This is a genomic window from Brevibacterium sp. R8603A2, assembly GCF_023072605.1.
Classification (GTDB): Bacteria; Actinomycetota; Actinomycetes; order Actinomycetales; family Brevibacteriaceae; genus Brevibacterium; species Brevibacterium pityocampae.
The window spans coordinates 14,957-39,734 of record NZ_JALLGN010000004.1; the positions used below are offsets into that span (position 1 = coordinate 14,957).

20 protein-coding genes and 1 pseudogene are annotated in these 24,778 nt (G+C 71.1%); 15 read left to right on the forward strand and 6 right to left on the reverse strand.

Features of this window, described 5'->3' with window-relative positions; all coding sequences use genetic code 11:
- The first annotated feature begins 4 nt into the window (after positions 1–4).
- The gene (locus MTQ12_RS04810) at positions 5–580 is read left to right on the forward strand and encodes a MerR family transcriptional regulator (RefSeq protein WP_137319656.1); all 576 of its coding nucleotides are present in this window, start codon (positions 5–7) and stop codon (positions 578–580) included.
- Between the two features lie 669 nt (positions 581–1,249).
- Here the strand turns inward: MTQ12_RS04810 and MTQ12_RS04815 are convergent.
- From MTQ12_RS04815 to MTQ12_RS04825, 3 genes and pseudogenes are all read right to left on the reverse strand, one after another.
- Positions 1,250–2,032, reverse strand: a pseudogene (locus MTQ12_RS04815) (ParA family protein); the annotation flags it as partial.
- Positions 2,033–2,100: 68 nt separating this feature from the next.
- Entirely contained in the window at positions 2,101–5,136 is a 3,036-nt protein-coding gene (locus tag MTQ12_RS04820) for an AAA family ATPase (protein WP_247424531.1), read from the reverse strand.
- Positions 5,133–6,272: an exonuclease SbcCD subunit D gene (locus MTQ12_RS04825; RefSeq protein WP_247424535.1), complete on the reverse strand. Its 1,140-nt coding sequence runs from the start codon at positions 6,270–6,272 to the stop codon at positions 5,133–5,135. The genes MTQ12_RS04820 and MTQ12_RS04825 overlap by 4 nt, the downstream gene beginning before the upstream one ends.
- Before the next feature lie 185 nt (positions 6,273–6,457).
- On the opposite strand from MTQ12_RS04825, the gene MTQ12_RS04830 reads away from it, so the two are divergent.
- The 3 genes from MTQ12_RS04830 (at position 6,458) to MTQ12_RS04840 (ending at position 11,277) form a co-directional block, all read left to right on the forward strand.
- Complete coding sequence (locus tag MTQ12_RS04830; RefSeq protein WP_247424539.1) at positions 6,458–9,859, forward strand: pyruvate carboxylase; 3,402 nt, start codon at positions 6,458–6,460, stop codon at positions 9,857–9,859.
- On the forward strand, positions 9,852–10,343 hold the full coding sequence (gene def, locus MTQ12_RS04835) for a peptide deformylase (RefSeq protein WP_137319660.1): 492 nt from the start codon (positions 9,852–9,854) through the stop codon (positions 10,341–10,343). Before MTQ12_RS04830 ends, def begins: the two co-directional genes overlap by 8 nt.
- A 73-nt stretch (positions 10,344–10,416) precedes the next feature.
- Entirely contained in the window at positions 10,417–11,277 is an 861-nt protein-coding gene (locus tag MTQ12_RS04840) for a 3-hydroxybutyryl-CoA dehydrogenase (protein ID WP_137319661.1), read from the forward strand.
- A 105-nt stretch (positions 11,278–11,382) separates the two neighbouring features.
- Here the strand turns inward: MTQ12_RS04840 and MTQ12_RS04845 are convergent, their stop codons facing one another.
- Positions 11,383–12,660, reverse strand: a complete 1,278-nt coding sequence (locus MTQ12_RS04845; protein WP_137319662.1) for an aminotransferase class I/II-fold pyridoxal phosphate-dependent enzyme — start codon at positions 12,658–12,660, stop codon at positions 11,383–11,385.
- A gap of 53 nt (positions 12,661–12,713) precedes the next feature.
- Between MTQ12_RS04845 and MTQ12_RS15140 the strand changes: the two genes are divergently transcribed.
- The 4 genes from MTQ12_RS15140 to MTQ12_RS04865 are packed head-to-tail and all read left to right on the forward strand — an operon-like array spanning position 12,714 to position 16,660.
- Complete coding sequence (locus MTQ12_RS15140; RefSeq protein ID WP_247424543.1) at positions 12,714–13,772, forward strand: endonuclease/exonuclease/phosphatase family protein; 1,059 nt, start codon at positions 12,714–12,716, stop codon at positions 13,770–13,772.
- Between the two features lie 7 nt (positions 13,773–13,779).
- A complete protein-coding gene (locus MTQ12_RS04855) occupies positions 13,780–14,859 on the forward strand; it encodes an Ldh family oxidoreductase (protein ID WP_137319664.1) in 1,080 nt (359 codons plus the stop codon).
- 15 nt (positions 14,860–14,874) lie between these two features.
- Positions 14,875–15,612 (forward strand): class I SAM-dependent methyltransferase, encoded by a 738-nt coding sequence (locus MTQ12_RS04860; protein WP_247424545.1) that lies wholly within the window; start codon positions 14,875–14,877, stop codon positions 15,610–15,612.
- A 58-nt stretch (positions 15,613–15,670) separates the two neighbouring features.
- Entirely contained in the window at positions 15,671–16,660 is a 990-nt protein-coding gene (locus MTQ12_RS04865; RefSeq protein ID WP_247424548.1) for a zinc-binding dehydrogenase, read from the forward strand.
- A 106-nt stretch (positions 16,661–16,766) separates the two neighbouring features.
- Here the strand turns inward: MTQ12_RS04865 and MTQ12_RS04870 are convergent, their stop codons facing one another.
- Complete coding sequence (locus MTQ12_RS04870; protein ID WP_247424552.1) at positions 16,767–17,255, reverse strand: Hsp20/alpha crystallin family protein; 489 nt, start codon at positions 17,253–17,255, stop codon at positions 16,767–16,769.
- A 133-nt stretch (positions 17,256–17,388) separates the two neighbouring features.
- On the opposite strand from MTQ12_RS04870, the gene MTQ12_RS04875 reads away from it, so the two are divergent.
- The 5 genes from MTQ12_RS04875 to MTQ12_RS04895 all read left to right on the forward strand — a co-directional run bounded on the left by MTQ12_RS04875 (position 17,389) and on the right by MTQ12_RS04895 (position 22,240).
- Positions 17,389–18,321 (forward strand): AEC family transporter, encoded by a 933-nt coding sequence (locus MTQ12_RS04875; protein WP_247424555.1) that lies wholly within the window; start codon positions 17,389–17,391, stop codon positions 18,319–18,321.
- A gap of 84 nt (positions 18,322–18,405) precedes the next feature.
- A complete protein-coding gene (locus tag MTQ12_RS04880; protein WP_247424558.1) occupies positions 18,406–19,836 on the forward strand; it encodes a DUF418 domain-containing protein in 1,431 nt (476 codons plus the stop codon).
- On the forward strand, positions 19,833–20,582 hold the full coding sequence (locus MTQ12_RS04885) for a DsbA family oxidoreductase (protein ID WP_282599185.1): 750 nt from the start codon (positions 19,833–19,835) through the stop codon (positions 20,580–20,582). The genes MTQ12_RS04880 and MTQ12_RS04885 overlap by 4 nt, the downstream gene beginning before the upstream one ends.
- A 415-nt stretch (positions 20,583–20,997) precedes the next feature.
- Positions 20,998–21,468 (forward strand): MarR family winged helix-turn-helix transcriptional regulator, encoded by a 471-nt coding sequence (locus tag MTQ12_RS04890; RefSeq protein WP_247424560.1) that lies wholly within the window; start codon positions 20,998–21,000, stop codon positions 21,466–21,468.
- Positions 21,461–22,240 (forward strand): enoyl-CoA hydratase, encoded by a 780-nt coding sequence (locus MTQ12_RS04895; RefSeq protein WP_247424563.1) that lies wholly within the window; start codon positions 21,461–21,463, stop codon positions 22,238–22,240. Before MTQ12_RS04890 ends, MTQ12_RS04895 begins: the two co-directional genes overlap by 8 nt.
- A gap of 376 nt (positions 22,241–22,616) precedes the next feature.
- Here MTQ12_RS04895 and MTQ12_RS04900 read toward each other — a convergent pair whose 3' ends face one another.
- Positions 22,617–23,201 carry an ABATE domain-containing protein gene (locus tag MTQ12_RS04900; protein ID WP_247424566.1) on the reverse strand — a complete coding sequence of 195 codons (585 nt, stop codon included), beginning with the start codon at positions 23,199–23,201 and terminating at the stop codon, positions 22,617–22,619.
- Positions 23,202–23,409: 208 nt separating this feature from the next.
- Here MTQ12_RS04900 and MTQ12_RS04905 point away from each other — a divergent pair, with 208 nt between their 5' ends.
- Positions 23,410–24,036, forward strand: a complete 627-nt coding sequence (locus MTQ12_RS04905; RefSeq protein ID WP_247424569.1) for a LysE family translocator — start codon at positions 23,410–23,412, stop codon at positions 24,034–24,036.
- A gap of 216 nt (positions 24,037–24,252) precedes the next feature.
- Positions 24,253–24,765, forward strand: a complete 513-nt coding sequence (locus MTQ12_RS04910) for a ferritin (RefSeq protein WP_247424572.1) — start codon at positions 24,253–24,255, stop codon at positions 24,763–24,765.
- Positions 24,766–24,778 lie beyond the last annotated feature (13 nt).

Below are 24,778 nucleotides of genomic sequence, written 5' to 3' on the forward strand. Positions count from 1 at the left end.
CGGTGTGAACCGCTCAAGTCAGGAACAGGCCCGTTCCACAGCAGTGCCGCCGGCCGCGCAGGGTCTGCTGTTCGACGACGATCTGCCTGTGCTCGACGAGGAGGCCGGCTACCGCGGTCCCACCGTCTGCCGCGTCGTCGACATCACCTACCGTCAGCTCGACTACTGGGCACGGACGGATCTGGTGGTCCCGAGCATCCGCACCGCGACCGGCTCCGGCTCGCAGCGCCTCTACAGCTTCCGCGACATCCTCGTGCTCAAGATCGTCAAGCGCCTCCTCGACACCGGTGTGTCCCTCAACCAGATCCGGGTGGCCGTCGGCCACCTGCGTGAGCGGGGCGTCGACGACCTCTCGCAGATCACGCTCATGAGCGACGGCTCGAGCGTCTTCGAATGCACCTCCGCCGACCAGGTCATCGACCTCGTGCAGGGCGGCCAGGGCGTGTTCGGCATCGCCGTGGGCCGGGTCTGGCGCGAGGTCGAGGGCACCCTGTGCGAACTCCCGAGCGAACGTCCTGAGGACGAGGTCGAGATCGTCGACGAGCTCGCCGCCCGGCGCGCCGCACGCAAGTCCAGCTGAGGCAGGAGAGCCCCAGCAGCAGGACCCGCTGACGATGAAGGGCCGTGATGATCATCATCACGGCCCTTCATCATGCCCGGCGGTGCAGCGTCAGAACCGCTTCTTCTCCCGCGCGCGGCGGGCGCGGCGGGACTCGAAGCTCTCCTCGTGCTCGCCGGCCTGGCGCTCACCGGTGCCGCCGGAGGTCGGACGCGCGGCGCTCGATGGGGGATCGGCGGGCTTCTTCGGCTCGCCGGCCGCCCGGCTCCCGCTACCCCGGGCCGAGCTCTGCGGAGCACCGGCTGCGGAGCGCGGGGGAGACGCCGCGTCGACTCCGGCCGGGGACGACGCGGCGGTGGCGGATGCGGACCCCGGTGCGGATGCGGTCCCGGGTTCGCCGGCAGCGTCCTGTTCGGTCGCGGGGGAGTCGTCGTCCCTCTCGGTCGCTGTGGAGACCTTCTTCCCGTCGGCCGCCGAGGAGCCATCCTTCTCGGTCCCGGGTTCCGGGGGAGTCGTGGATGCTGAGGGCTTCGAGGCCGCCGCATCGTCCGTCTGCTCCGCGACGCCTGCGGCGTCGACGGATCCCGGCGCGGCATCGTCCTTCGCGGGGCTCTCCTGCGACGGCCCGTTCTGCGCGGAGTCGCCAGCGGCAGTGTCCGCGGCCCCGCCCTGCGAGGCGCCGGGCCGGCGCATCTTCTCGCTGCGGAGCGCGCGGTCGAGGATCCGGTCGAAGGCGGAGGCGAGTTCCGCTGCCGGACGGCCCGGCCACGAGTGGATGGGCCGCGCCGAGCCCTGGGCCTGCTGGAGCACGGTGCGCTCCGGGAGCGGGGGAGTGATGACGAGCGGGCCGAACATCTCCTTGAGCTCGTTGAAGCGGTAGGCGTGCTCACGTGAGTTCGGTCGAACCCGGTTGACGACGATGCCGAGCGGCTGCAGGCTCTGCGCGTTGCGGCGGCGGAGCTCCTCGGTGGCGCGCAGCGCGCGGTCGGCTGCGGCGACGGAGAACAGGCCCGGCTCGGTGACGATGAGGACGCGGTCGCTCGCCGTCCAGGCGGCGCGGGTGAGTCCGTTGAGGGAGGGCGGGCAGTCGATGAGGACGAGCCGGTAGCCGCTCGACACCTTGGCGATCGCGTCCTTGAGACGGCGCAGGTACCGGTCCGTGAGCGAGGGCCGGTCGAACTCGGCGGCACGCGGGGAGCCGGGGATGACATCGATGTGGCCGGGGCGGTCGCCCACCCAGCCGCTCGGCACGACCGCGCGGTCGAGGATCCGCGACTTCGGTGCGGCGAGGACGTCGGCGATGTCGACCTCGGTGGTCACCGGGACGTCGAGGCCCGTGGAGGCGTCGGCCTGCGGATCGACGTCGACGACCAACGTCGGGATGCCCCGGCTGTAGGCGGCCGAGGCCAGGCCGAGGGTGACGGAGGTCTTTCCGACCCCGCCCTTGAGACTGGAGACACTGAGGACGAGCACAGTCCAACGTTAGCCGATATCCCACCCCGGATCATGACGACGCACGCAGGAGCGCGCACCGGGTTCGCTCAGCCGGGGATCTCGACCCGGATGCGCGAACCCGTGGGGGACGCCTCGAGCACGATCTGGTTCGGGATCGCCTGCTGCATCCCCTGGACGTGGGAGATCACCCCGACGGTGCGACCGCCCTCGCGCAGCTCCTCGAGGATCCCGATGACCTCGGCGAGGGTGTCCGGGTCGAGGGTGCCGAAGCCCTCGTCGATGAACAGCGAATCGAGCTCGATCCCCCCGGCGGTCGACTTCACGGTGTCGGCGAGCCCGAGGGCGAGCGCGAGGGCGGCCATGAAGCTCTCCCCGCCCGACAGCGTCCGCGGGTCGCGCCGCTCCTGGGTGAAGCCGTCGACGACCTGCAGGCCGAGTCCCGCACGCTTCTCCCGCCGGTGGATGACGTCGTCGTGGACGAGGGAGTAGCGACCCCGGCTCATCACCCGCAGCCGCTCCGAGGCGTTCGCGGCGACGTCGGCGAACAGAGCGACGAGCGCGTAGGACGACAGCGAGATCCGCCGCAGGTTGTCCGGGCTCGTCGCCTGCACGAGGCCGGCCAGTGCCACGTCTGCCCGGAGTTCGCCGAGCTCGTCCTCCTCGACCGCGGCCTCGTCGAGGAACGTCGTGCGGAGCCCGGTGATATCGCGGCAGCGATCCTCGGCGACTGCGAGGGATTCGACGGCCCGGCGGGCCCGCTCCCGGAACCGCACCTCCGCGTCCTCCGCGCGGGCGCAGGCGGAGAGCAGCTCCTCCTCCGGTGCGGTGTCGCGCGAGGCAGGGGGGAACCACGCCGACTCCCGCATCACGGTGATGCGGGTGAGGAGAGCCTGGTGCTGCGCCGCCTGGGAGGAGAGCACATCCGGGTCGAGGTTGCGGGCGCTGAGGAGCTCCGATTCGGAGGTGAAGGGCGAGGCCCGCAGCGCCGTGTCGTACTCCGTCTGCCGCGTGGCCACCTCGCTCGCGGCGTCCGCGGCGGCGGCACTGGCTCGCCCGGCCGCCTGAGCGGCCGCGGTGAGTGCGGTGCCGGTCGCTGCGGCTTCCTCCGCGGCCGCCCATGACTCCGGCACCGCGTGCCCGGTGCGTCGGAGGACCTCGCGGGCGGAGGCGGCTTCGGACTCGTCGAGCTCAGCGATCTGCTCGGCGAGGGATTCGGACCGCGCGTGCAGGCGGGTGAGCTCCGTCGACAGGCGCTGTGCTTCGCCGTCGAGCGCATCAGCGCGGGTCGCGAGGCGATCGGCCTCCGTGCGGAGCCGGTCGAGATCGGCGGTCTGCGTTTCGAGCGCCTCGACCTGCTGCGCGGCTGCGGCCCTGGCGCGGGAGGCATCGTCGACCGAGCCGTCACCGGCGGTGGCCCGCGCAGCGGCGTGCTGCTCCTCGAGCCGGGTGCTCCGGTCCTGAGCCGCGGTCAGTGCGGCCTGCCGCGACTCCCAGGTGGAATGGGCGCGCTCCTCGTCCTCTCGGGTGACGGAATGCGAGTCCGCTGCGGCCGGGTGCGGGTGTTCGGTCGATCCGCAGACGGGGCATTCGGCCCCGGCTTCCAGTGCGGCGGAGAGCTCCGCGGCGATCCCGGTGATGCGGCGGCGACGGATGTCCTCGTAATCCGTGCGAGCGCGGTCCCGATCGGTGCGCCGGGATCCGACCTCGGTGCGCGCATCGGCCAGCCGGTCGGCCAGGCGGTCGCGGAGCTCGGCGGACTCGAGCTGCTCCGCGGCCCGACGGAGGTTCGCGCGCTCCTTCTCGAGTGCGGCGCGCACGGTGGGTTCGGCGGCGAGTGCGGTCGCGGTCTCGGTGCGCCGACGGGCCTCCGCCTGCTGGAGCTCGGCGTGCTCCCGGAGCCGTGCCGACTGCGTGGTGATCGCCTCCTCGCAGTCCCGAGCTGCAGCGCGTAGGGATTCGCCGCGCTCGAGTGCTCTGCCGAGCGTCCGGGCCGCTTCCGCGACCCCGCGCCCGAGCTCTGCGAGCTCCTCCCAAGAGGTGTCGGGGTCGACCTCCGGCAGGGTCGCGAGCGCGGCCTCGAGGCGCCGGCGCTCAGCGCGCGCCGATTCTGTGCGGGTGTCCCGCGTGCGCTCGGCGGCGCGGAGCTCACGGTGCAGCGGCAGCACCGCGCCGGCAGCCCGGGCGAGCGCCTGCTGCTCACGGATCCGGTCGCGGTCGCCCGCCCCGCCCTCGTAGTCCTGTTCGAGCTTCCGCAGCCGGGTGAGCTCCCGGCGGGCGGTGAGGCGCTCCGCGGCGGCACCGGCCGCCTCCGCCGCCCGGTCCCAGGCCGCCTTACTGAGATCCCGGCCGGCCACGGCGAGGTCCCGGCGCTCGGCGCAGATCGCCGTGCTCGGCCCGAGCACGGCGTCGACATCGGCGACGCCCGGGTGCTCGACCGCAGGGCGGGGGAGGTCCTCGCCGTGGACGGCGAGCGCCCGGTTGACGAGTGCTGTGCGACCGGCGGACACCTCGGTCATCCGGGTGCGCGCCGCCCGGGCGGAGTCGGCGAGGACCCGTTCGACGGCGGTGAAGTGCTCGGTGTCGAAGAGCCGCCGCAGGATGGGTTCGCGCTCCTGCGGTGCGGCGCGGAGGAAGGCGGCGAACTCGCCCTGGGGGAGGAGGACGATCTTGGTGAACTGCTCGGCGTTGAGGCGCAGTGCCCGATTGACGTGGGCCTGGACCTCGTTCATCGTGCGGCCGAGTCCGGCCCACGCGGTGCCGTCCCACTGGAGCAGGGACACCGCCGGTCGCTGCGTGACCGTGCCGGAGCCGCGCTGCTTGGGCCGTTCGTAGGCCGGGCTGCGTTCGATCCGATAGCGCCGGCCGCGCGCACTGAAGTCGAGGACGACCGTCGTCGGGGTGGTCGGAGCGGCGAACTGGGAGCGCAGCTGTCCGGCGTCGTTGCGGGCCCCCGGCACGGTCCCGTAGAGGGCGAAGACGATGGCATCGAGGACGGTCGTCTTCCCCGAGCCGGTGGGCCCGTGGATGAGGAAGAGGCCGTCCCCGGCGAGGGCGTCGAAGTCGACCTCCGCGGTCTCCGCGAACGGTCCGAAGGCCGAGAGCGTCAGCGTGTGCAGTCTCATGCGTCCTCCCTCCGCGAGGAGGCGAGTGCGGTCTCGAACCGGGTGCGCTCCCCGGGCCGCGCGGGGCGTCCGGCGACGTCGTCGACGAAGGCGGAGAACACCTCGGTGTCGGTGCGGGCGGCCGCCGTCGCGGCGTCCGGCACTTCCAGTGCGGTGGGCTGGGCGGCGTTGACGTAGCTGAGCCTGATGAGCCCGGGCAGCACGGCGCGCAGCCGCCCGAGCGCCCCGTCGACGCGCTCGGTGTCGGTGAGCTCGACGGCGACGAGCGCATCCTCGTGCTCCGCCGCGCGGGCGAGGACGTCGGCGAAGGTGCCGCGCACGGTCTCGATCCGGGAGAACGCCGGGACCGGCACCGCGCTGAGCTCGATCCCGGCGTCGCGGATGTCGAGGAGGACGAGCTGCTTGGGGGTGAGCGCCTCGGTGAAGGACAGCGGCACGGGGGAGCCGGAGTAGCGCACGGTCGGGGTGATCGACTGCGGGCGGTGGAGGTGGCCGAGGGCAGCGTAGTCCGCGCCGGCGAACACCGCGGCGGGCACCACGCCCACGCCGCCGATCCCGATGTCGCGCTCCGATTCGCTGCCGACGGCACCGGACACGAAGGCGTGGGCCATGACGAGCAGCGGCACCCCGGGATGGTGGGCTCCCGCGTGCTCCCGGATCCTCTCCATCGCAGCACCGAGCACGGCGGTGTGGGTCCGCTCGACGCCGAACCGGGAATGGACGAGCGCGGGCTCGAGGTAGGGGATCGCGTACACCACGGCCTCCGGATCTCCGCCGGCGGGGGAGAGGGGGACCGGCCAGGTGATGTCCGACAGCCGGGTCCGCAGGTGGAGACCTACCGTGTCGACGAGCCTTCGACCCATCCCGAGCCGCATGAAGGAGTCGTGGTTGCCGCTGGAGACCACGACCCGGGTACCGGCGGCGAGCAGACGGCCCACCGCGGTGTCGAAGAGCTCGAGCGATTCCTGCGGCGGGATCGCCCGGTCGTAGACGTCGCCGGAGACGAGGACGACGTCGATGCGCTCGGCTTCGACCGTGTCCACGAGGAAGTCGAGGAACCGGGCGTGGACGTCGTGCTGGTCGACGCCGAAGAACGACCGCCCGAGGTGCCAATCGGAGGTGTGGAGGATACGCATGCGCCCAGGGTATCGGCGGGGACGGACACGGGGTCGGGCGGCGGGCGATGCTCCGTACCGGCGGGGGCAGCATCCAGGGTTTCCACGCCCCGCCGGTGACGTGTCCGCGGGCGTCTGTAGAGTTGTGCCTGTCAAAGGACCCCGCGCCGACCACCATCGACGCCGAGCTGAAACGAGCAACACTGATGTTCTCAAAGGTTCTCGTAGCCAACCGCGGAGAGATCGCGGTTCGCGCTTTCCGCGCCGCCTATGAACTGGGCGCCACCACCGTCGCCGTGTTCCCGTACGAAGATCGCAACTCGGAGCACCGGCTCAAGGCCGATGAGGCCTACACGATCGGGGAGAAGGGGCACCCGGTCCGCGCGTACCTCGATGTCGAGGAAGTCATCCGCGTGGCCAAGGAGTGCGGCGCCGACGCCGTGTACCCCGGCTACGGCTTCCTCTCCGAGAACCCCGACCTCGCCCGGGCCTGCGCCGACAACGGCATCGTCTTCATCGGCCCGAAGGCCGACGTCCTCGAGATGGCCGGCAACAAGGTGCACGCGCTCGAGGCCGCCCGCTCCGCCGGGATCCCCACGCTGGCCTCCACGCGGCCCTCGGCGGATCTCGATGAGCTCCTCGCGGACGCGGAGTCGATGGACTACCCGCTGTTCGTCAAGGCCGTCGCCGGCGGCGGCGGGCGCGGCATGCGCCGGGTCGGCAGCAAGTCCGAGCTCGTCGATGCCCTCAAGGCCGCGATGCGCGAGGCAGAGGGTGCTTTCGGCGACCCCACGGTCTTCATCGAGCAGGCCGTGCAGCGCCCGCGCCACATCGAGGTGCAGATCCTCGCGGACAACGACTCCAACGCGATCCACCTGTTCGAGCGCGACTGCTCGATCCAGCGGCGCCACCAGAAGGTCGTCGAGATCGCTCCGGCGCCCCACCTCGATCCGGCGGTCGCCGAGGCCCTGCGCACCGACGCGCTCAAGTTCGCCACCGCGCTCGGCTACCAGAACGCCGGGACCGTGGAGTTCCTCCTCGAGACCGAAGGGCCCCGGGCCGGCCAGCACGCCTTCATCGAGATGAACCCCCGGATCCAGGTCGAGCACACGGTGACCGAGGAGGTCACCGACGTCGACCTCGTGCAGTCCCAGATGCGGATCGCGGCCGGGGAGTCGCTCGCCGACCTCGGGCTCAGCCAGGACAGCATCACCGTCAAGGGCGCCGCCCTCCAGTGCCGCATCACCACCGAGGACCCGGCGAACTCGTTCCGTCCGGACACCGGTACCATCACCGCCTACCGGTCCGCCGGCGGCGCGGGAGTCCGCCTGGACGGCGGCACGGTGTACGCCGGCGCCGAGGTCTCCGCGCACTTCGACTCGATGCTCGTCAAGTGCACGACCCGCGGCCGCACCTTCGAACAGGCCGTCAACCGGGCCCGCCGCGCCCTGGCCGAGTTCCGGATCCGCGGTGTGGCGACGAACATCGGGTTCCTCCGCGCCGTGCTCGACGACCCGGCGTTCATCCGCGGCGACGTCGCCACGACCTTCATCGAGGAGCGTCCGCACCTGCTCGCCGCGAAGGTCGGTGCCGACCGCGGCTCCAAGCTCCTCGAGTTCCTCGCCGACGTCACGGTCAACCGCCCGCACGGCGATTCCCCGGTGGCGCTGCTGCCCAAGGACAAGCTGCCCGCCTTCGACATCTCCGGCGAGGCCCCAGCCGGTCAGCGCCAGCGGCTGCTCGACCTCGGCCCGGCGGCCTTCGCCGCGGACCTGCGGAAGCAGTCCGCCCTCGCCGTGACGGACACCACCTACCGCGATGCCCACCAGTCGCTGCTCGCCACCCGCGTGCGCTCGAAGGACCTGCTCGCGGTCGCCCCGTACACCGCCCGGATGACTCCGGAGCTGCTGAGCGTCGAGTGCTGGGGCGGTGCGACCTACGACGTCGCGCTGCGCTTCCTCGCCGAGGATCCGTGGGAGCGCCTGGCCGCACTGCGCGAGGCGATGCCGAACATCAACCTGCAGATGCTCCTGCGCGGCCGCAACACCGTGGGCTACACCCCGTACCCCACCGCGGTGACCGATGCCTTCGTCGAGGAGGCCGCGCGCACCGGCGTCGACATCTTCCGGATCTTCGACGCCCTCAACGACGTCGAGCAGATGCGCCCGGCGATCGACGCCGTGCTCGCCACCGGGACCACCGTCGCCGAGGTCGCGCTGTGCTACACCTCGGACCTCACCGATCCGGCGGAGGAGCTCTACACCCTCGACTACTACCTCCGGCTCGCGGAGAAGATCGTCGAGGCCGGTGCCCACGTGCTCGCGATCAAGGACATGGCAGGCCTGCTGCGCCCGGCCGCTGCGACCACGCTGGTGACCGCGCTGCGGGAGAACTTCGACCTCCCGGTCCACGTGCACACCCACGACACCGCCGGAGGTCAGCTCGCCACGCTGCTCGCCGCCTCCACCGCGGGAGCCGATGCGGTGGACGCCGCGAGCGCCTCGATGGCCGGCACCACGAGCCAGCCCGCGCTGTCCGCGCTCGTCGCCGCACTCGAGCACACCGACCGGGACACCGGCCTCTCGCTCGCCGCGGTCTCCGACCTCGAGCCGTACTGGGAGGCCGTGCGCAACGTCTACAAGCCCTTCGAATCCGGTCTGCCCGGCCCCACCGGCCGCGTCTACCGCCACGAGATCCCCGGCGGCCAGCTCTCGAACCTCCGCCAGCAGGCCGTCGCGCTCGGCCTCGGCGAGAAATTCGAGGAGATCGAGAAGATGTACGAGGCCGCGGACCGGATCCTCGGCCACCTCGTCAAGGTCACGCCCTCGTCGAAGGTCGTCGGTGACCTCGCCCTGCACCTCGTCGCCGTGGGCGCCGACCCGCAGGAGTTCGCCGAGAACCCGCGCCACTTCGACATCCCGGACTCCGTCATCGGATTCCTGTCCGGCGACCTCGGTGATCCGCCCGGCGGCTGGCCGGAGCCGTTCCGCTCCAAGGCGCTCGAGGGCCGCAAGTACACCGCCCCCGCGGAGAGCCTGTCCGACCACGACTCCGACCTGCTCGGGGAGACCGGCCGGGTGCGCCAGGAGACCCTCAACCGGCTCCTGTTCGCCGCTCCGTCCAAGGAATTCAACCGGATGCGGGAGACCTACGGCGACCTGTCCGTCCTCGAGACCACCGACTACCTCTACGGTCTTCAGGAGGGCGAGGAGCACGCCGTCGTCATCGACAAGGGCAAGGCGCTGCTCGTCGGCGTCCAGGCCGTCGGCCCGGCCGACGAGCGCGGCATGCGCACCGTGATGTGCACGCTCAACGGCCAGATGCGCCCCGTCTCCGTGCGCGACCGCTCCGTCGACGTCGACGTCGTCACCGCCGAGCGCGCCGACACCTCGGTGCCGGGCCACGTGGCCTGCCCGTTCGCCGGTGTCGTGACCATGCAGGTCGCGGCCGGGGACACCGTCGAGGCCGGCGACACCGTCGCGACGATCGAGGCGATGAAGATGGAGGCCGCGATCACCGCCCCGATCGCCGGCACCGTCTCCCGTGTCGCGATCGGCGCCGTCCAGCAGCTCGAGGGCGGCGACCTCGTGGCCGTGGTCGATGCCTGAGAGGCCCATCCGTCGCTTCGGCGATCCGGTCCTCAAGACCGTGACCGACCCGGTCACGGTGTTCGACCGGAAGCTCAGGGAGCTCGTTCGCGACCTGCTCGACTCGACCCGCATGGAGGGGCGGGCAGGCGTGGCGGCCACCCAGATCGGGTCGACCCGCCGTGTCTTCGCCTACCACGTCGAGGGCGAGCTCGGCTACGTCGTCAATCCGGAGCTCGTCGAGACCGGGGGAGAGAAGCGGGAGATCGGGGAGGGCTGCCTCTCCGTGCCCGGGCTCTGGTACCCCACCCCGCGCTGGGAGACCGCCGTGGTCCGCGGCGTCGACCAGGACAACCAGCCGGTCGTCGTGCGGGGCGAGGGCCTCATGGCCCAGATGCTCCAGCACGAGGTCGACCACCTCGACGGACTCGTCTACCTCGACCGGCTGAGCCCGGAGAACCGGCGCGCCGCCCTCAAGGCGGTCCGGGAGTCCGACTGGTTCTGAGCCCGCACGATCGGGCCCGGAGCACCCGAGCCCGTCCGCACTGCAAGCACCGCACATGACTACAGGAGTTGATATGACAATCGAACGCGCAGGAGTGATCGGCTGCGGCCTCATGGGATCCGGCATCGCCGAGATCCTCGCCCGCAAGGGCCTCGACGTCGTCGTCCGCGACATCGACGACGCCGCCGTCGAGGCCGGTCGCGCCCGGGTGGAGAAGTCCTTCGCCAAGGGCGTCGAGCGGGGCAAGATGAGCGCCGAGGACCGCGACGGCGCTCTCGCCCGCCTCCACTTCACCACGGATCTGTCGGCGATGGCCGACCGGCAGCTCGTCATCGAGGCGGCGAGCGAGAACGAGGGGATCAAGAAGAAGATCTTCGCCGAGCTCGACTCGATCGTCACCGACCCGCAGGCGATCCTCGCGTCGAACACCTCGTCGATGCCGATCGTGCGGTTCGCCCAGGCGACCTCCCGCCCCGAGCGCGTCATCGGCATGCACTTCTTCAACCCCGCACCGGTGCAGCCGCTCGTCGAGATCATCTCCTCGCTGCTGACCGACCCGGCGATGGCCGACGAGCTCGACGCCTTCACCACCGAGGTGCTCGGCAAGGTCACCATCCGCTCCGACGACCGCCCCGGGTTCATCGTCAACGCGCTGCTCATCCCGTTCCTGTTCTCCGCCATCCGCATGCTCGAGGCCGGGCACGCGACGAAGGAGGACATCGACACCGGGATGATCAACGGCTGCGCCCACCCGATGGGCCCGATCCGGCTCGCCGACCGGGTGGGCCTGGACACCTGCTTCTACGTCGGACAGAGCATCTACGAGGAGACCGGGGACCCGGCGAACAAGCCGCCGCTGCTGCTGAGCCGCATGGTCGACGCCGGCCTGCTCGGCGTGAAGTCCGGTCAGGGCTTCTACGACGACTACCGCTGAGCCGTCACGGCCGGCCCTCGGCCGGAGACGCGAAGGCCCCCACCGGGAACCCGGTGGGGGCCTTCGCATTCCTGCCGGCGGGTGGGCGCCCGTGCCGGCGGGATCTCAGTCCTGGGCGAGGAGCTTCTCGCAGGCGGCGAGTCGCACGCACACCGCGAGACCCTCGGTGGCGGCGGTGACATCGGCGAGGCTCGGCATCGTCGGGGCGATCCGGATCACCGCGTCGTCGGGGTCGAGGCCGTAGGGGTGCGTCGCACCCGCCGGGGTGAGCTTGACACCGGCCTCACCGGCGAGCTTGACCACCCGGTCGGCGGTTCCGGGGAGCACGGAGAGCGTGATGAAGTAGCCGCCGTCCGGGTCCGTCCATCGCGCCGCCCCGGTGCCGGCGAGGCCGGCCTCGAGCTTCTCGATGACCGCGGCGAACTTCGGGCCGATGAGCGCGGCGTGCTCGGACATGTGCCGGCGCACCCCGGCGGCATCGCCGAAGAACCGGGCGTGGCGCAGCTGGTTGATCTTGTCCGGGCCGATCGACGCGGCGCCGAGGTGGCCGGTGAACCAGCCGATGTTCGCCTCCGAGCCACCGTAGAAGGCGACCCCGGCACCCGGATGGGTGATCTTCGAGGTCGAGGCGAACACCCACACCCGGTCGGGGTGTCCGGCATCCGCGGCGAGACCGAGCACGTCGAGCATCGGGGCGTGGGGCTCGCGGAGGTGGTGGATGCCGTAGGCGTTGTCCCACAGGAGCTTGAAGTCCGGGGCCGCGGTCGGCATCGCGAGCAGGGCGCGGGTGCGCTCCTCGCTCATCGAGATGCCGGTCGGGTTCGAGTACATCGGGACGACCCACATGCCCTTGATCGTGGGATCGGTGGCGACGAGCTCCTCGACCGCGGACAGCACCGGGCCCTCGTCGTCGAGGGGGACGGTGACGAGCTCGAAGCCGAGCGCCTCGGCGAGCGTGAAGTGGCGGTCGTACCCGGGCACGGGGCAGATGATCCGGCGCGGCTGCCCGACCCACGGCGCGTCGCCGTCGACCGTGCCGGCGAGCAGCGCGAAGCTCAGCGCCTGGTGCATGAGAGTGAGGGAGGAGTTGCCCTGCGCGAGCAGCTGATCGGCGGGGACGCCGTAGAGCTCGCCGAACATCTCGCGGAGCTCCGGGAGGCCCTCGAGCCCGCCGTAGTTGCGGACGTCGACGCCGTCGCGGGAGCGGATGTCGTCCCCGGCGACCGCGGTGAGCAGGCCCGCGGACAGGTCGAGCTGGTCGGTGCCGGGCTTGCCGCGGGTGATGTCGAGGTCGAGCCCGCGGGCGGCGAAGTCGCCGTACGCCTCGGTCGCGGCCGCGAGCTCCTGCTCGAGGTCCGCCTGCGAGAGATCTTCCAGTGCCATGCGAAGCCGCCCTTCCCGGGGTCGATGAGGCCTTCCGCACATATCCTAGTGCGGTGACCCCTGACCCCGAGACCCGCCTCCGCCCGGTCCTGCTCGGTGCGCTGCTCGCCGCCGGGCTCGGCCTCGTCGCCCTGTTCCCCGACGCGCTCGGGCTGCGCACCCTCAGCGGCGCGGTGCACCTCAGTGCCCTGCGCGGCCTCGTCACGCTCGCCGCGCTCGGGATCCTCCTCGTTGCCGCAGGCGGCCTGCTCTCCCGCCGGTCGCGGCCGTTCCTCACCGGGTTCCTCGGGTTCGGCGCCGTCCTCGTGCTCGCCAGCGGCGGGATCCTGCTCGGCCGGGGATATTCCGACCCGGGCGTGCCCGCGGCGGAGACCCAGCCGTCTGCCCCGGCGGCGGCCCCTGGGTCGGCTCCGGGGTCCCGGCTCACCGTGCTCACCGCGAACGTCCTCATCGGCAACGCGGGCTACGAGGATCTGCTCCGGGAAGCGGCCGCCGCGCAGGCCGACGTCATCGCCCTCCAGGAGACCTCACCGGCCATCGTCGAAGCGGTCCTCGAGCGCACCGGACTGTCAGCGGAGTATGAGGTGGCGGCGGTGTCGATCCGCTCCGGGGTCGACACCGCGGCGACGATCCTCCTCGTCAACCCGGCGCTCGAGCCGGAGGAGATCGATGGAGGACCGCTGCCCTTCGCCGCGGTCGGTGCGCGCACGAATGTGGGGGACATCTACGCGGTCCACACCTATGCGCCGATCGACCGCAGTATCCGCCAGTTCAACTGGTGGCGCTCGGTGTCGGAATCAGCGAAGCTCTGCACGACCGGGGCCGGCACCCTCGTCGTCGGGGACTTCAACGCCACCCCGGACCACCGGACCCTGACCGGACACACCGATTGCACCGATGCGGCCACCGCACTCGGCATGGGGGCCGTGGGCACCTGGCCGCAGACCGTCGGCGACCGGGAGTGGCCGCGCGGGCTCGGCGCCGCGATCGACCACCAGCTGTTCGATCCGCAGCGCTTCACCGCACACCGCGGCTGGATCCTCGACATCCCGGGATCGGACCACCGCGGAGTGCTCGTCGAGTACATCGTGGACGCCGCGCGGGTGCCATGATGGGCACATGAAACGATACACACCGGACTCGACCCGTTCCCAGATCGATGCCATCATGGCCGGCTTCGGCGTCGACGACGCCACCCGCACCGTGTGCACCGACGTCATGTTCGCCACCGACCTCTCCGGGGTCGACTCCCACGGCATCTCGATGCTGCCGATCTACCACCGTGAGATCGCCGCCGGCACCACCGACCCGGACGCCGTGCCCGAGGTGACCCGCAGCGCCGGGGCCTTCAGCCTCATCGATGGGCACCGGGGGTTCGGCCACACCGCGGCGCACCTCGGCATGCGCGAGGCGATCGCGAAGGCCAAGGAGATGGGCATCGGGCTCGGCTCGGTGGGCAACGCCAACCACTTCGGCGCCGCCGGCTACTACGCGCGGATGGCCGCCGAGGAGGGGCTCATGGGCATGGCCCTGTGCTCGACCCGGGAGGCCCTGCAGACCCCCACCGGCTCCCGCCACCCGCTCATGGGCACGAATCCGCTCGCCTTCGCCGCCCCCGTCACCGGGGAGGAGCCGATCGTCATCGACATGGCCTCCTCCGTCGTCCCCCTCAACAAGGTCAAGGTCTACGGGCTCAAGGGCGAGCCGCTGCCCGCGGAGTGGGTCGTCGACGACGCAGGCGAGGTCGAGACCGACGCCGGGGCCGCGTACGCCGGTCTGTGCAGCCACGACGACCGCCACGGCCTCGTGCCGATCGGCGGGCGCGGCACCCTGTCCGGCGGCCACAAGGGCTACGCGCTGGCCACGATGATCCAGCTCCTGTCCGCCGCGATCCCGGGCGCCGACCAGCCCGGCAGCAAGGCCGGGTTCCACGACGTCGGCTACTTCTTCCTCGCGATCGACACCGAGCTCATCAACCCGGGCGTGGCCGCCGACTACGCGAAGGAGCTGCGCGACACCCTGCGCGGGCTCGAGCCCGTCGACCCGGCGCATCCCGTGCAGGTCGCCGGCGACCCCGAGACCAGGATCCGCGCCGAGCGATCCGCCCACGGGATCCCGCTGGCCGACACCCTCGTCGGTCAGCTGCAGCACGTGTGCGCCGACACCGGAGCGGAGTTCCTCCTCGCGGAGCAGGTCTGATTGGCCGGCCCGCGCATGCCTGCCGCCGGCCGCGAGGCGCACGGCAGGTGCTTCGGCACGGCCGCGGACGTCTACGACGCGGTGCGTCCCGGCTACCCGGACGCGCTCGTCGATGCGATCGCGGCGGACGGGGGAGCGGTGCTCGACCTCGGCGCCGGCACCGGAAAGCTCACGCGCCCGCTGCTCGAGCGCGGCCTCGAGGTCATCGCCGTCGACCCCGACGGGCAGGCGCTCGTCCGCAATCCGGCCCGCGGGATCCTCGGCACTGGGGAGTCGATCCCGCTGGCCGACGGCAGCGTCGGCCTCGTCACCGTCGCCCAGGCCTGGCACTGGCTCGACCCGGAGCGCTCAGCCGCGGAGATCGCCCGCGTGCTCCGCCCGGGCGGAGTGCTGTGGATCATGCTCAACCAGCTCGATGTGCGCGTCGACTGGGTGCTGCGGCTGAGCCGCATCATGCACGCCGGCGACGTCTACCGCCCGCACTGGCGCCCTGAGCTCGGACCGGGGTTCGGCCCCGTCGAGGCGCGCCTCGACGAGTTCACCACCCCGGTGGGCGTCGACGACATCGTCGACCTCGCCGCCACCCGCTCCTACTGGCTGCGCTCGCCGCAGCACATCCGCGAGCGCGTCGAGGCCAACCTCCGCGGCTACTTCGCCGAGGAGCACCCGGTGGCACCCGGGTCCCGCCTCGACCTCCCGTACCTCTGTCTCAGCTATCGCGCACAGCGTCTCACCGACGCCGGATCTGCATGAGGGCAGAACCATCCGTGGGAGGATGAGGAACGGAATCGACTGAGGAGGAGACACGAGAATGCGCGGAGTCCTGCTGACAGAGCACGGCGGCCCGGAGGTCCTCGGATGCACCGGGATCCCGGACCCGGAACCGAAGGCCGGCCAGGTCCTCGTCGAGCTGCGGACCGCGGGCATCAACCGCCGCGACGCGCTCATCCGTGGCGGGATCGGCCCCGGCTACCGACCGCACCTGCCGGTGATCCTCGGCTCCGACGGCGCCGGCATCCGCCGTGACACGGGGGAGGAGGTCATCATCCTGCCGTCCCTGCGCTGGGGCGACGACGACGCCTGCCCCGGACCGGACTTCGCGGTGCTCGGCGGCGGACCCGACGGCGGCACCTACGCGGAGCTCATCGCGGTCGACGAGGCCTGCCTGTTCCCCAAGCCGCGCCACCTCGCCTGGGCGGAGGCCGGCGCGCTGTCGCTGTCCGGCCTCACCTCCTACCGGGCGCTGTTCACCGTCGGGCGGCTGCGGCGCGGCCAGACCCTCGTCATCCTCGGCGCCGGCTCGGGCGTGTCGCTCATCGCCCTCCAGCTCGCCGTCAAGGCCGGCGCGCGCGTCGCGGTGACGTCCTCGAGCGAGGACAAGCTCCGGCTCGCCGAGGAGATGGGCGCTGCGGTCGGCGTCGACTACACCGTCCCGGACTGGGAGCTGCGGCTGCGCGACGAGATCGGAGAGGCCGACCTCGTCCTCGACTCGGTGGGATCGACGCTCCAGGAGTCCGTGCTGCTGCTGCGGCGCGGGGGAGCGGTGCTGTCGATGGGCGGGACCGGCGACAGCGGCATCGTCTCCGACTTCGACATCCGCACCCTCTACCTCCAGCACAAGCGGATCCTCGGCACCGCGATGGGGTCCCCGCGGGACTTCGCCGGGTTCCTCGAGATGGTGTCCGACGGGGATATCGATCCCGTCATCGACTCCGTCTACCCGCTCGACGAGGTCGCCGAGGCGCACTCCCAGCTCGACTCGAACCTCCGCTTCGGCAAGATCGTGCTCTCGATGGAGTGAGGTGCCGGCCGGCGCCCGGACATGGAAGAACCGGCCGGGACATCGCGTGATGCGATGTCCCGGCCGGTTCCGCCGTCACCGGGGCGCGGGACGCCCCCGGTGATCCTCAGACCGAGGTGTCGGTGCCCGAGGTGCCGGAGTCGGTGCCGGTCGAGGTGCCCAGGTCCGTGGTCACCGTGGTGCTGCGGTCGGTGCCCTGGTTGTGGGCGACCGAGATCTTGCGCGGCCGCGCCTCCTCTGCGACCGGGATCGTCAGCAGGAGCACACCGTCGGTGTAGTCCGCCGAGATCTGGTCGAGAGCGATCCGGTTGCCCAGGGTGAGCTGACGGGCGAAGGTCCCGGTGGGGCGTTCACGGGTGAGCCACTTGATGTCCTGGGTGCTCGTGTTCGCGGTGCGCTCGGCGCGCACGGTCAGCGTGCGGTCCTGCACGTCGACATCGATGCTCGCCGGGTCGACGCCGGGCATGTCGATGCGGGCGACGAACACCTCGCCCTCACGGTAGAGGTCCATCGGCAGCGCGGCGGTGTTGGGGGTGCGGGTGACCTCGGAGAAGAAGCGGTCGAGGTCGCGGATCGGATCGAACTTGGTGGCCATGTGCATGTCCTTTCAGATGTGCGGTGAAGCCTTACATTGAGTCGAACACACTCAAGTCCGAGATCATTCCCGCGAACCGCCATCTCTGCGCCCGCCGGTTCTGCAGCGCGACCGATCTCCTAGAGTGAGGTCCATGGGATTCGCCGACATCGTCACCGCGCTCGTGCCGGTGGCGGCTCTCATCGCCCTGGGCTTCGGATTGCGGCGCACCCCGCTGTTCTCCTCCGCGGACTTCTGGGCGGGCGCGGAGAAGCTCGCCTACTTCGTCCTCCTGCCGACCCTGCTGTTCCGCAACGTCGCCACCGTCGACATCGCCGCCTTCGACCTCGGCCCGCTCGCACTCGGCCTCGTGCTGCCGACGCTCGGCGTGGCGGGCGTCCTGTGCCTGGTCCACCGGCTCGTCGCGGCCGACGCCCCGGCGTTCACCTCGGTGTTCCAGGGCGGCATCCGCTTCAACACGTACATCGGCCTGTCCCTGTCCGCGGCGCTGTTCGCCGACACCGGGCTCGCGCTCGCGGCGATCATCGGCGCGATCCTCGTCCCCCTCGTCAACGTCCTGTCCTCGCTCGCCTTCGAGCTCTTCCTCGTCGACAAGCACTCGTGGCTCTCGCTCCTGCGCACGGTGGTCCTCAATCCGCTCGTGCTCGGCTGCGCGCTCGGGATCGTCATCAACCTGCTCCCCGTCGAGCTGCCCGGGCTCGCCCTCGAGGTGCTCGACCCGCTGTCGGCCGCGGCACTTCCGGTCGGCCTGCTGTGCGTCGGCGCGGGGATGCGTGCGATCTCGATCGGTGAGCACGGGGTCGGCCTGGTCGTCGCCGCCGCGGTCAAGCTCCTCGTCCTGCCGGCGGTGACCGTCGCCGCGCTGCTCGCCTTCGGCGTCACCGGCGAGGCGGCCCGGGTGGGCCTCGTGTTCCAGGCGATCGCGACCGCGCCGAGCGCTTTCGTCATGGCCCGGCAGCTCGGCGGGAACGCCCGGCTCATGGCCGCCCTCATCGCCGTGCAGACGCTCCTGTCGATGGTCACCCTGCCGCTCGTCCTCGGCCTCGGGTTCCGGCTCCTCGGCTGAGTCCGCGGCTCCCGATAGACTGCGAAGTGCCCTGCCGACGGCACCCGCCCCGTCCGGCGATCCCCGACCGAAGGCATCGATCGCATGCACACCCCCGAACCCCGCCGGGGCCCGGCCGGCCTGGCTCCTGCGGCCGGTCCCGCGCCGCACACGCCGCACCGCGGACCGGGTGCGCGCGCTCTCGCCCCCGACCTCGCCCGCGGGGTCATGCTCCTGTTCATCGCGATCGCCAATGTGTCGTGGTTCCTCTACGGCGGCGACGAACACCCCGCAGTCGTGCACCCGACCGACGGCACCGTGCTCGACCGGGCGCTCTCCACACTCGCGATCCTCTTCGTCGACGCCCGCGTCTATCCGATGTTCGCCTTCCTGTTCGGCTACGGGATGGTGCAGTTCGCGACCTCGCGCGCGGCGCGCGGGATCCCCGAGCCGGTGGTCCGGCGGATGCTCGCACGGCGCCACTGGTGGATGATCGCCTTCGGGTTCGCCCACGCCGCACTCCTGTTCGCCGGTGACATCCTCGGCGCCTACGGACTCGCCGGCCTCATCCTCGCCGCGCTGTTCTTCCGCCGCACCGACCGGACCCTGAAGATCCTCGTCTGGGTGGTCGTCGCGATACTCGCCGTCAGTGCGCTCTTCAGCCTGATCGGCGCGGTGATGGTCTCGTGGGTGCTTCCGCAGGCCACCGGCATGTCCGCCGAGGAGCTTGCGGGCGATACCGGCTTCACCGTCGGCAGCCAGCGCGGCATGCTCAGCGGGGACGGGAACTACCTCATCTCGGTGGGTGCCCGGGTGCTGTTCTTCGCCCTCGGCCTGTTCGGGCAGCTCCTCGGCCTCGTGGTGCCCGCCTGCATCCTCCTCGGGTGGCTCGCCGCCCGCCACCGCTTCCTCGAGGACCCGGAGCGCCACCGTCGTCTGCTCGGCCGCACCGCGCTGTGGGGAATCCTCATCGGAGTCCTCGGCGCTGCGCCCCAGGCACTGTCGTACCTCGGCCTCCTGCCGCTGGCGGACGCAGCGTGGTGGGGCACCATGGGGCTCGTCACCCTCACCGGCATGGCCGGCGGGGTCGGCTACGCCGCGCTGTTCGGTCTGCTCGCGCTGCGACTGCGCTCCCGCGTCGGGTCGCCGCTGCGCGCGGTCGCGGCTGTCGGCAAGCGCTCGCTGAGCTTCTATCTGCTCCAGTCGCTGATCTTCGCTCCGCTGCTGGCGGCCTGGGGATTCGGCATGGGGGAGTGGATGGGCACCGCAGGGGCCTACGCACTGGCGGTCGCGGTCTGGGTGCTCTCGCTCGTCATCGCCGGAGTGCTCGAATCCCGCGGCCGGCGGGGGCCGGCCGAGGCGCTGCTCCGGCGCCTGACGTACCGGCGGGACGATCCCGCAGGACTCCACCCGGCCGGTGCCGTGCCCACCCGGTCCGACTCGCCGGGACCCGCAGGACCGGGGCGGCCGCCACCGCCGCAGCCGTCCGTTCCTCCACCGCCCATCGACCCTCCGTCCCGAGGAGCCTCGCCATGACCATCCGCATCGACATCTGGTCCGACATCGCCTGCCCGTGGTGCCGGATCGGCAAGGCCCGCTTCGAATCGGCGCTGGCGCGGTTCGCGCACCGCGACGAGGTCGAGGTCGCGTGGCACGCCTTCATCCTCGATCCGGACCTGCCGGTGCGCTACGACGGTACCGAGGTCGAATACCTCATCGAGCGCAAGGGCATGCCGCGCGCCCAGGTCGAGGCGATGACGCAGCAGATCGCGCAGGCCGGTGCGGGGGAGGGGCTCGACTTCGACTTCGATTCCGTGGTGCCCTCGTCCTCGCTCGCCGCGCACGCGCTGCTCAAATATGCGGAGGCCACGGGTGCGGACGTCGGGGCAGTGGAGGACGCGCTGTTCGACGCGCACTTCCGCGACGGCGAGGTCATCGCGGATGCGGACGTGCTCGTGCGGATCGGGGCGGCGCAGCGCCTCGACGCCGGCGCGGTGCGCGCCGGACTCACCGACCCCACGGTGATGCGCGCGGTGCAGGCCGACCTCGCCGCGGCCCAGCAGATCGGCGTTTCCGGGGTGCCGTTCTTCGTCTTCGAGCAGAAGTACGGGGTGTCCGGCGCTCAGCCGGCCGAGGTCTTCACCCAGGCACTCGAGCAGGTGTGGGCGGAGGTGCATCCGCAGGTCGGACTGACGCCGCTGGGGGAGCCCGATGCCGCCGCGTGCGGGCCGGACGGATGTGCGGTGCCGACGCGCCCGGACGCGGGTGCGGAGCAGTCCTGACCTCGGGTTAGGATTGTCCACGACGACTCGGTGGGAGGTGAAAGACATGATCGATGTGCTGCTCTCGATGGCCATCATCGGCGGGATGCTGGTGCTGCCCCTGCTCGCGATCGTCGTACTGCCGACGGCCGACCAGAAGTCCTCGCGTCGCTCGACCGACCGCTGATCGGATCCGAACCTTCCAGTGCCCGCTCCGGACGGGCGGGCTCTGTCATTCACGCGCTGTGCACCACCCGCAGGCCGAGGTCCTCGAGGGACTGGGGGAGAGGCGGCCCGACCTCGGCCTGCAGTCAGGCGGCGGGAGGTGCGGGCTCACCGCCCATGACCGTGCACCACTGTGCTCGCGTCACAGCGGTGACGGAATGATGGACCCGACGCTCGACAGATGCTTCGTATGTGACCTAGTATTGTTCGTATGCGAAATGAATTCGCGGGATCCGCGCCCGCCCCTGAGTGGAAGCCCCGTTTCATCTATCTGCTCAACCTCGCGCAACGCTCGCTCCAGGCCGCCCTCCACGACGACGCGGGGAAGCAGAACTCCGCCCGGGCCGGCATCCTCTTCGCCGTCGGGGACGACGATTCGGGGCGACCGACGAAAGAGCTCCGCGCGCAGCTGCGGCTCAGCCCCTCCGCGCTGTCCGGTCTGCTCGACCGGATGAGCCGGGACGGACTTGTCGAACGCCGTCCCGACCCGCACGACGGGCGCGCCGCGACGATCGCCCTCACCGCGGAGGGTCAGGCCGCCCGGGCCGAGGCGGTCCGCACCGCCCGCACCATCAACAACCGGCTGTGCGAGGGCTTCGACGCGAGCGAGCTCGCCCTCGTCGAGCGCTGGCTGGAAACCGTGACCACCCGATTCTCACCAGGAGAGAAGAACGATGAATGACAGCACGCAGCACAGCAGCATCCGAACGGAGCGATCCGACGGCGTCCTCACGCTCGTCATGGACCGCGCCGAGAAGAAGAACGCGCTGACGAACGAGATGTACGGAATCCTTGCGGACGCTCTCGAGGCGGCCCAGGACGATCCTGCGGTCCGCGTCGTCGTCATCCGGGGTGAGGGGGACATGTTCACCGCGGGCAACGACGTCGGCGAGTTCGCCGCGAGCACGCCGGACAGCGGACCACGCCACGTGCGCCGGTTCGTCCACGCGATCGCGGAGTTCCCCAAGCCGCTGCTCGCCGCCGTCCAGGGCCGGGCGGTCGGCGTGGGGACGACGATGCTGCTCCACTGCGACTACGTCGCCATCGCCGAGGACGCGAAGCTCTCGACGCCGTTCGTCAGCCTGGGCCTGGTCCCGGAGGCCGCCTCGAGCATGCTCCTGCCGGCCCGGATCGGCCACCTGCGCGCATTCAGCATGCTCGCGCTGGGGGAGACCGTGAGGGGCGACGTGGCCGTGGACTGGGGACTCGCCACGACGGCGGTTCCCGCCGCCGAGCTCGTGCCCACGATCGAGGCCGTCGCCGCCCGGATCGCACAGCTGCCGCTCGGCGCGGTCCGCGCGACGAAGCAGCTCATGCGCGACACTACGGCGATCACCGAGCACATGCGCGTCGAGGGTGAGGAGTTCGCCGCACGTCTGACGAGCCCGGAGGCCAAGGAGGCGTTCACCGCCTTCGCGGAGAAGCGCAAGCCCGACTTCTCGCAGTTCAGCTGAACGGGGAGCGGGGCCGGCGCAGACGTACGGAACCGGGAAGGGTACGTCTGCGCCTCTTCCCGCGCTTCTTCGTCATGAGTTAACATAATGTATATTATCGGCTTTGCGGGAGAGCAACGCCGTCCCGGCGTTCGTTGAACTCCAGCGCCCACGCCACCTGCGAGATCGGCCGATGCCTCTGCTCCGCGAATCGGGCCGTGTCCACGGGGATCAACGACGCGAACATGCTCGCCGAGCGGGCCGAGGAGATCACCGGAGCGAGCACAACGGCCCGAACGACCACCCGAGGTCGACTCATTGAACCGCACCCGCGGGGTGGGCCCCGGACCGGTCGAGCTCACCATCCCATCATTTCAACCCGGGAGGATCCTGCCGATCACGTGTCGCGGGACGAACCGCCGGCGCTTCGCCTGTTGGCCAGAAAACGTGCCTTCTTCTCGCGGTTGCCGCAGGTGTTCATGTCGCACCATTTTCGGGTCCGGCTGCGGCTGGTGTCGAAGAAGGCCGCCCGGCACGTCGGGGATGCGCAGAGTGCGAGCCTGCCGTCGCGCGCTCCGGAGATGATGCCGATCGCGCTCAGCGCTACGACCCCCAGGGCGCCGGCCACTGGGCCCCCGGGTCCCAACTGCCAACCAAGGCCACCCTCCGTAGTGAGGAGAGCTGAAGCGGACCCGTTGATGCTGGCCATGTTGATGACCTCGCGAGCCTCAGGCGGAAGCGGCTCACCCCGTGCCGCCGCTGTGCCGCATACGTGGACGGCCTCGCGCAGCTCGCGAGCACGGTCAAGATCGGCCTCACTGCAGGCCACCACGTCAAGACCGTTGGCGATGAACCAGTCTGCAAGGCGCGACGGCACGGGAATGCGTTCCACGCGGTCCCCGTGACGCTCGGTGAGTGTTCCGGTGAAGCACATCGCCAGTTCCGTTCCCGGGCGGAACGGCGGGTATCTGGTCGCCGACATGACTGCGAGTCTACCAATTCGGAACCGACATTGCTGGTTGCACGGACGGCGACCGGCTGTTAGAACTACCCATGACGGTTCCTATCGAGCGGAGTGAACATGCCCCTGCCCGCCTTCTGTCGCTCGCACCTCACGGCAACCCGGCTGCCAACGGTCTGGTCCCCCGCATCGATTGCCACCTGGGCCATCCTGATAGACGGGCAAGCCCGTGGTTGACCTGCTGGTCCTCCCCGCCTTCGTCGGGGTGATCCTAGCCTTCTTGGCACCACCCGGGCCGGACATGACCTACATGATCGCCGTGGGCCTGCAAGGGGGCCGGCGGGCAGCCGCCCGCGCCATCCTCGGGATCGGAACCGGGATGAGCGTCTACGCCGCCGCGGTGGTCCTCGGGTTGGCCAGGCTCATGCAGGCCAACCCTGCAGTCCTGGACGCCGTGCGACTGGGCGGGGCGGCCTTTCTGGTGTGGATGGCCTGGACGAGCCTGCGCGACGCGCGTCGAGGGAGCACCGACATCGATCAGGTGCGCGCCGGCCGGTGGTACGTGCGGGGCGTGATCATCAGCCTGACCAACCCCAAGCTCATCCTGTTCTTCGTCGCCGTCCTCCCCCAGTTCATCGGCAGAGCGGAGAGCCCAGAACTGCAGCTCGCGATGTTGGGCGCGGTCAACGTCGCCACCGAGGTTCTGCTGTACGGGGCAATCGGCCTCCTGGCGGGCGCTTTCGCCGCCCGCTTCGCACAGAATCGACGTGCCAGCCGCCATCTTCACCAGTTCGCCGGGGCTGTCTACCTCTTGCTCGCCCTGGCGATCGTCGTCGACACGGTACGCACGCAGTGACCGCCATAGTGAACTGTGCGGGGTGACGTTCCGACTCATCTGACGGAGAAGTTCCGACATCTTCTATGGCAACGGGAGCCCGCAACGCCTGCTCATCCGGGCCCCAGGCTGAGGTCAGCCTATCCACACATGCCGCGCTCCCCTTGCAGGACTACGATGTGAGCACAGCGTGACTCGCGTCATGCTCCACCGTTCCGGACCCGAAAGGAAGCCTCCATGCGTCTGTCCGACACCATGGCCCGCGCCCTCAGCGACCAGGTCACCCTCGAGCTCACCGCGTCGATCGTCTACCTCCAGCTCGCCATCGAGCTCGACAACCAGGATCTCACCGGCATGAGCTCGTGGATGCGCGCCCAGGCCGAGGAGGAGCAGGTCCACGCTGCCAAGTTCATCTCCCACTCCCTCGACCGCGGATCCGCCCCGCAGATCGGCACCATCGAGGCGCCGAGCTTCTCCGGCCGCACGCCGGTGCAGCTCTTCGAGGCCGCTCTCGCCCACGAGGAGAAGGTCTCCGAGGCGATCCGTGAGCTCTACCGCACCGCCCAGGCCGAGGGCGACATCGACATCCTGCCGCTGCTCAACTGGTTCGTCGACGAGCAGCTCGAGGAGGAGGCGAGCGTCGGCGAGATCGTCGGGCGCCTCACCATCGTCGGCGACGACGGCTCCGGACTGCTCCGCATGGACAGCCAGCTCGGCAGCCGCACCCCGGACATCGACAGCGGCGAGTGACCGCACGCACGAA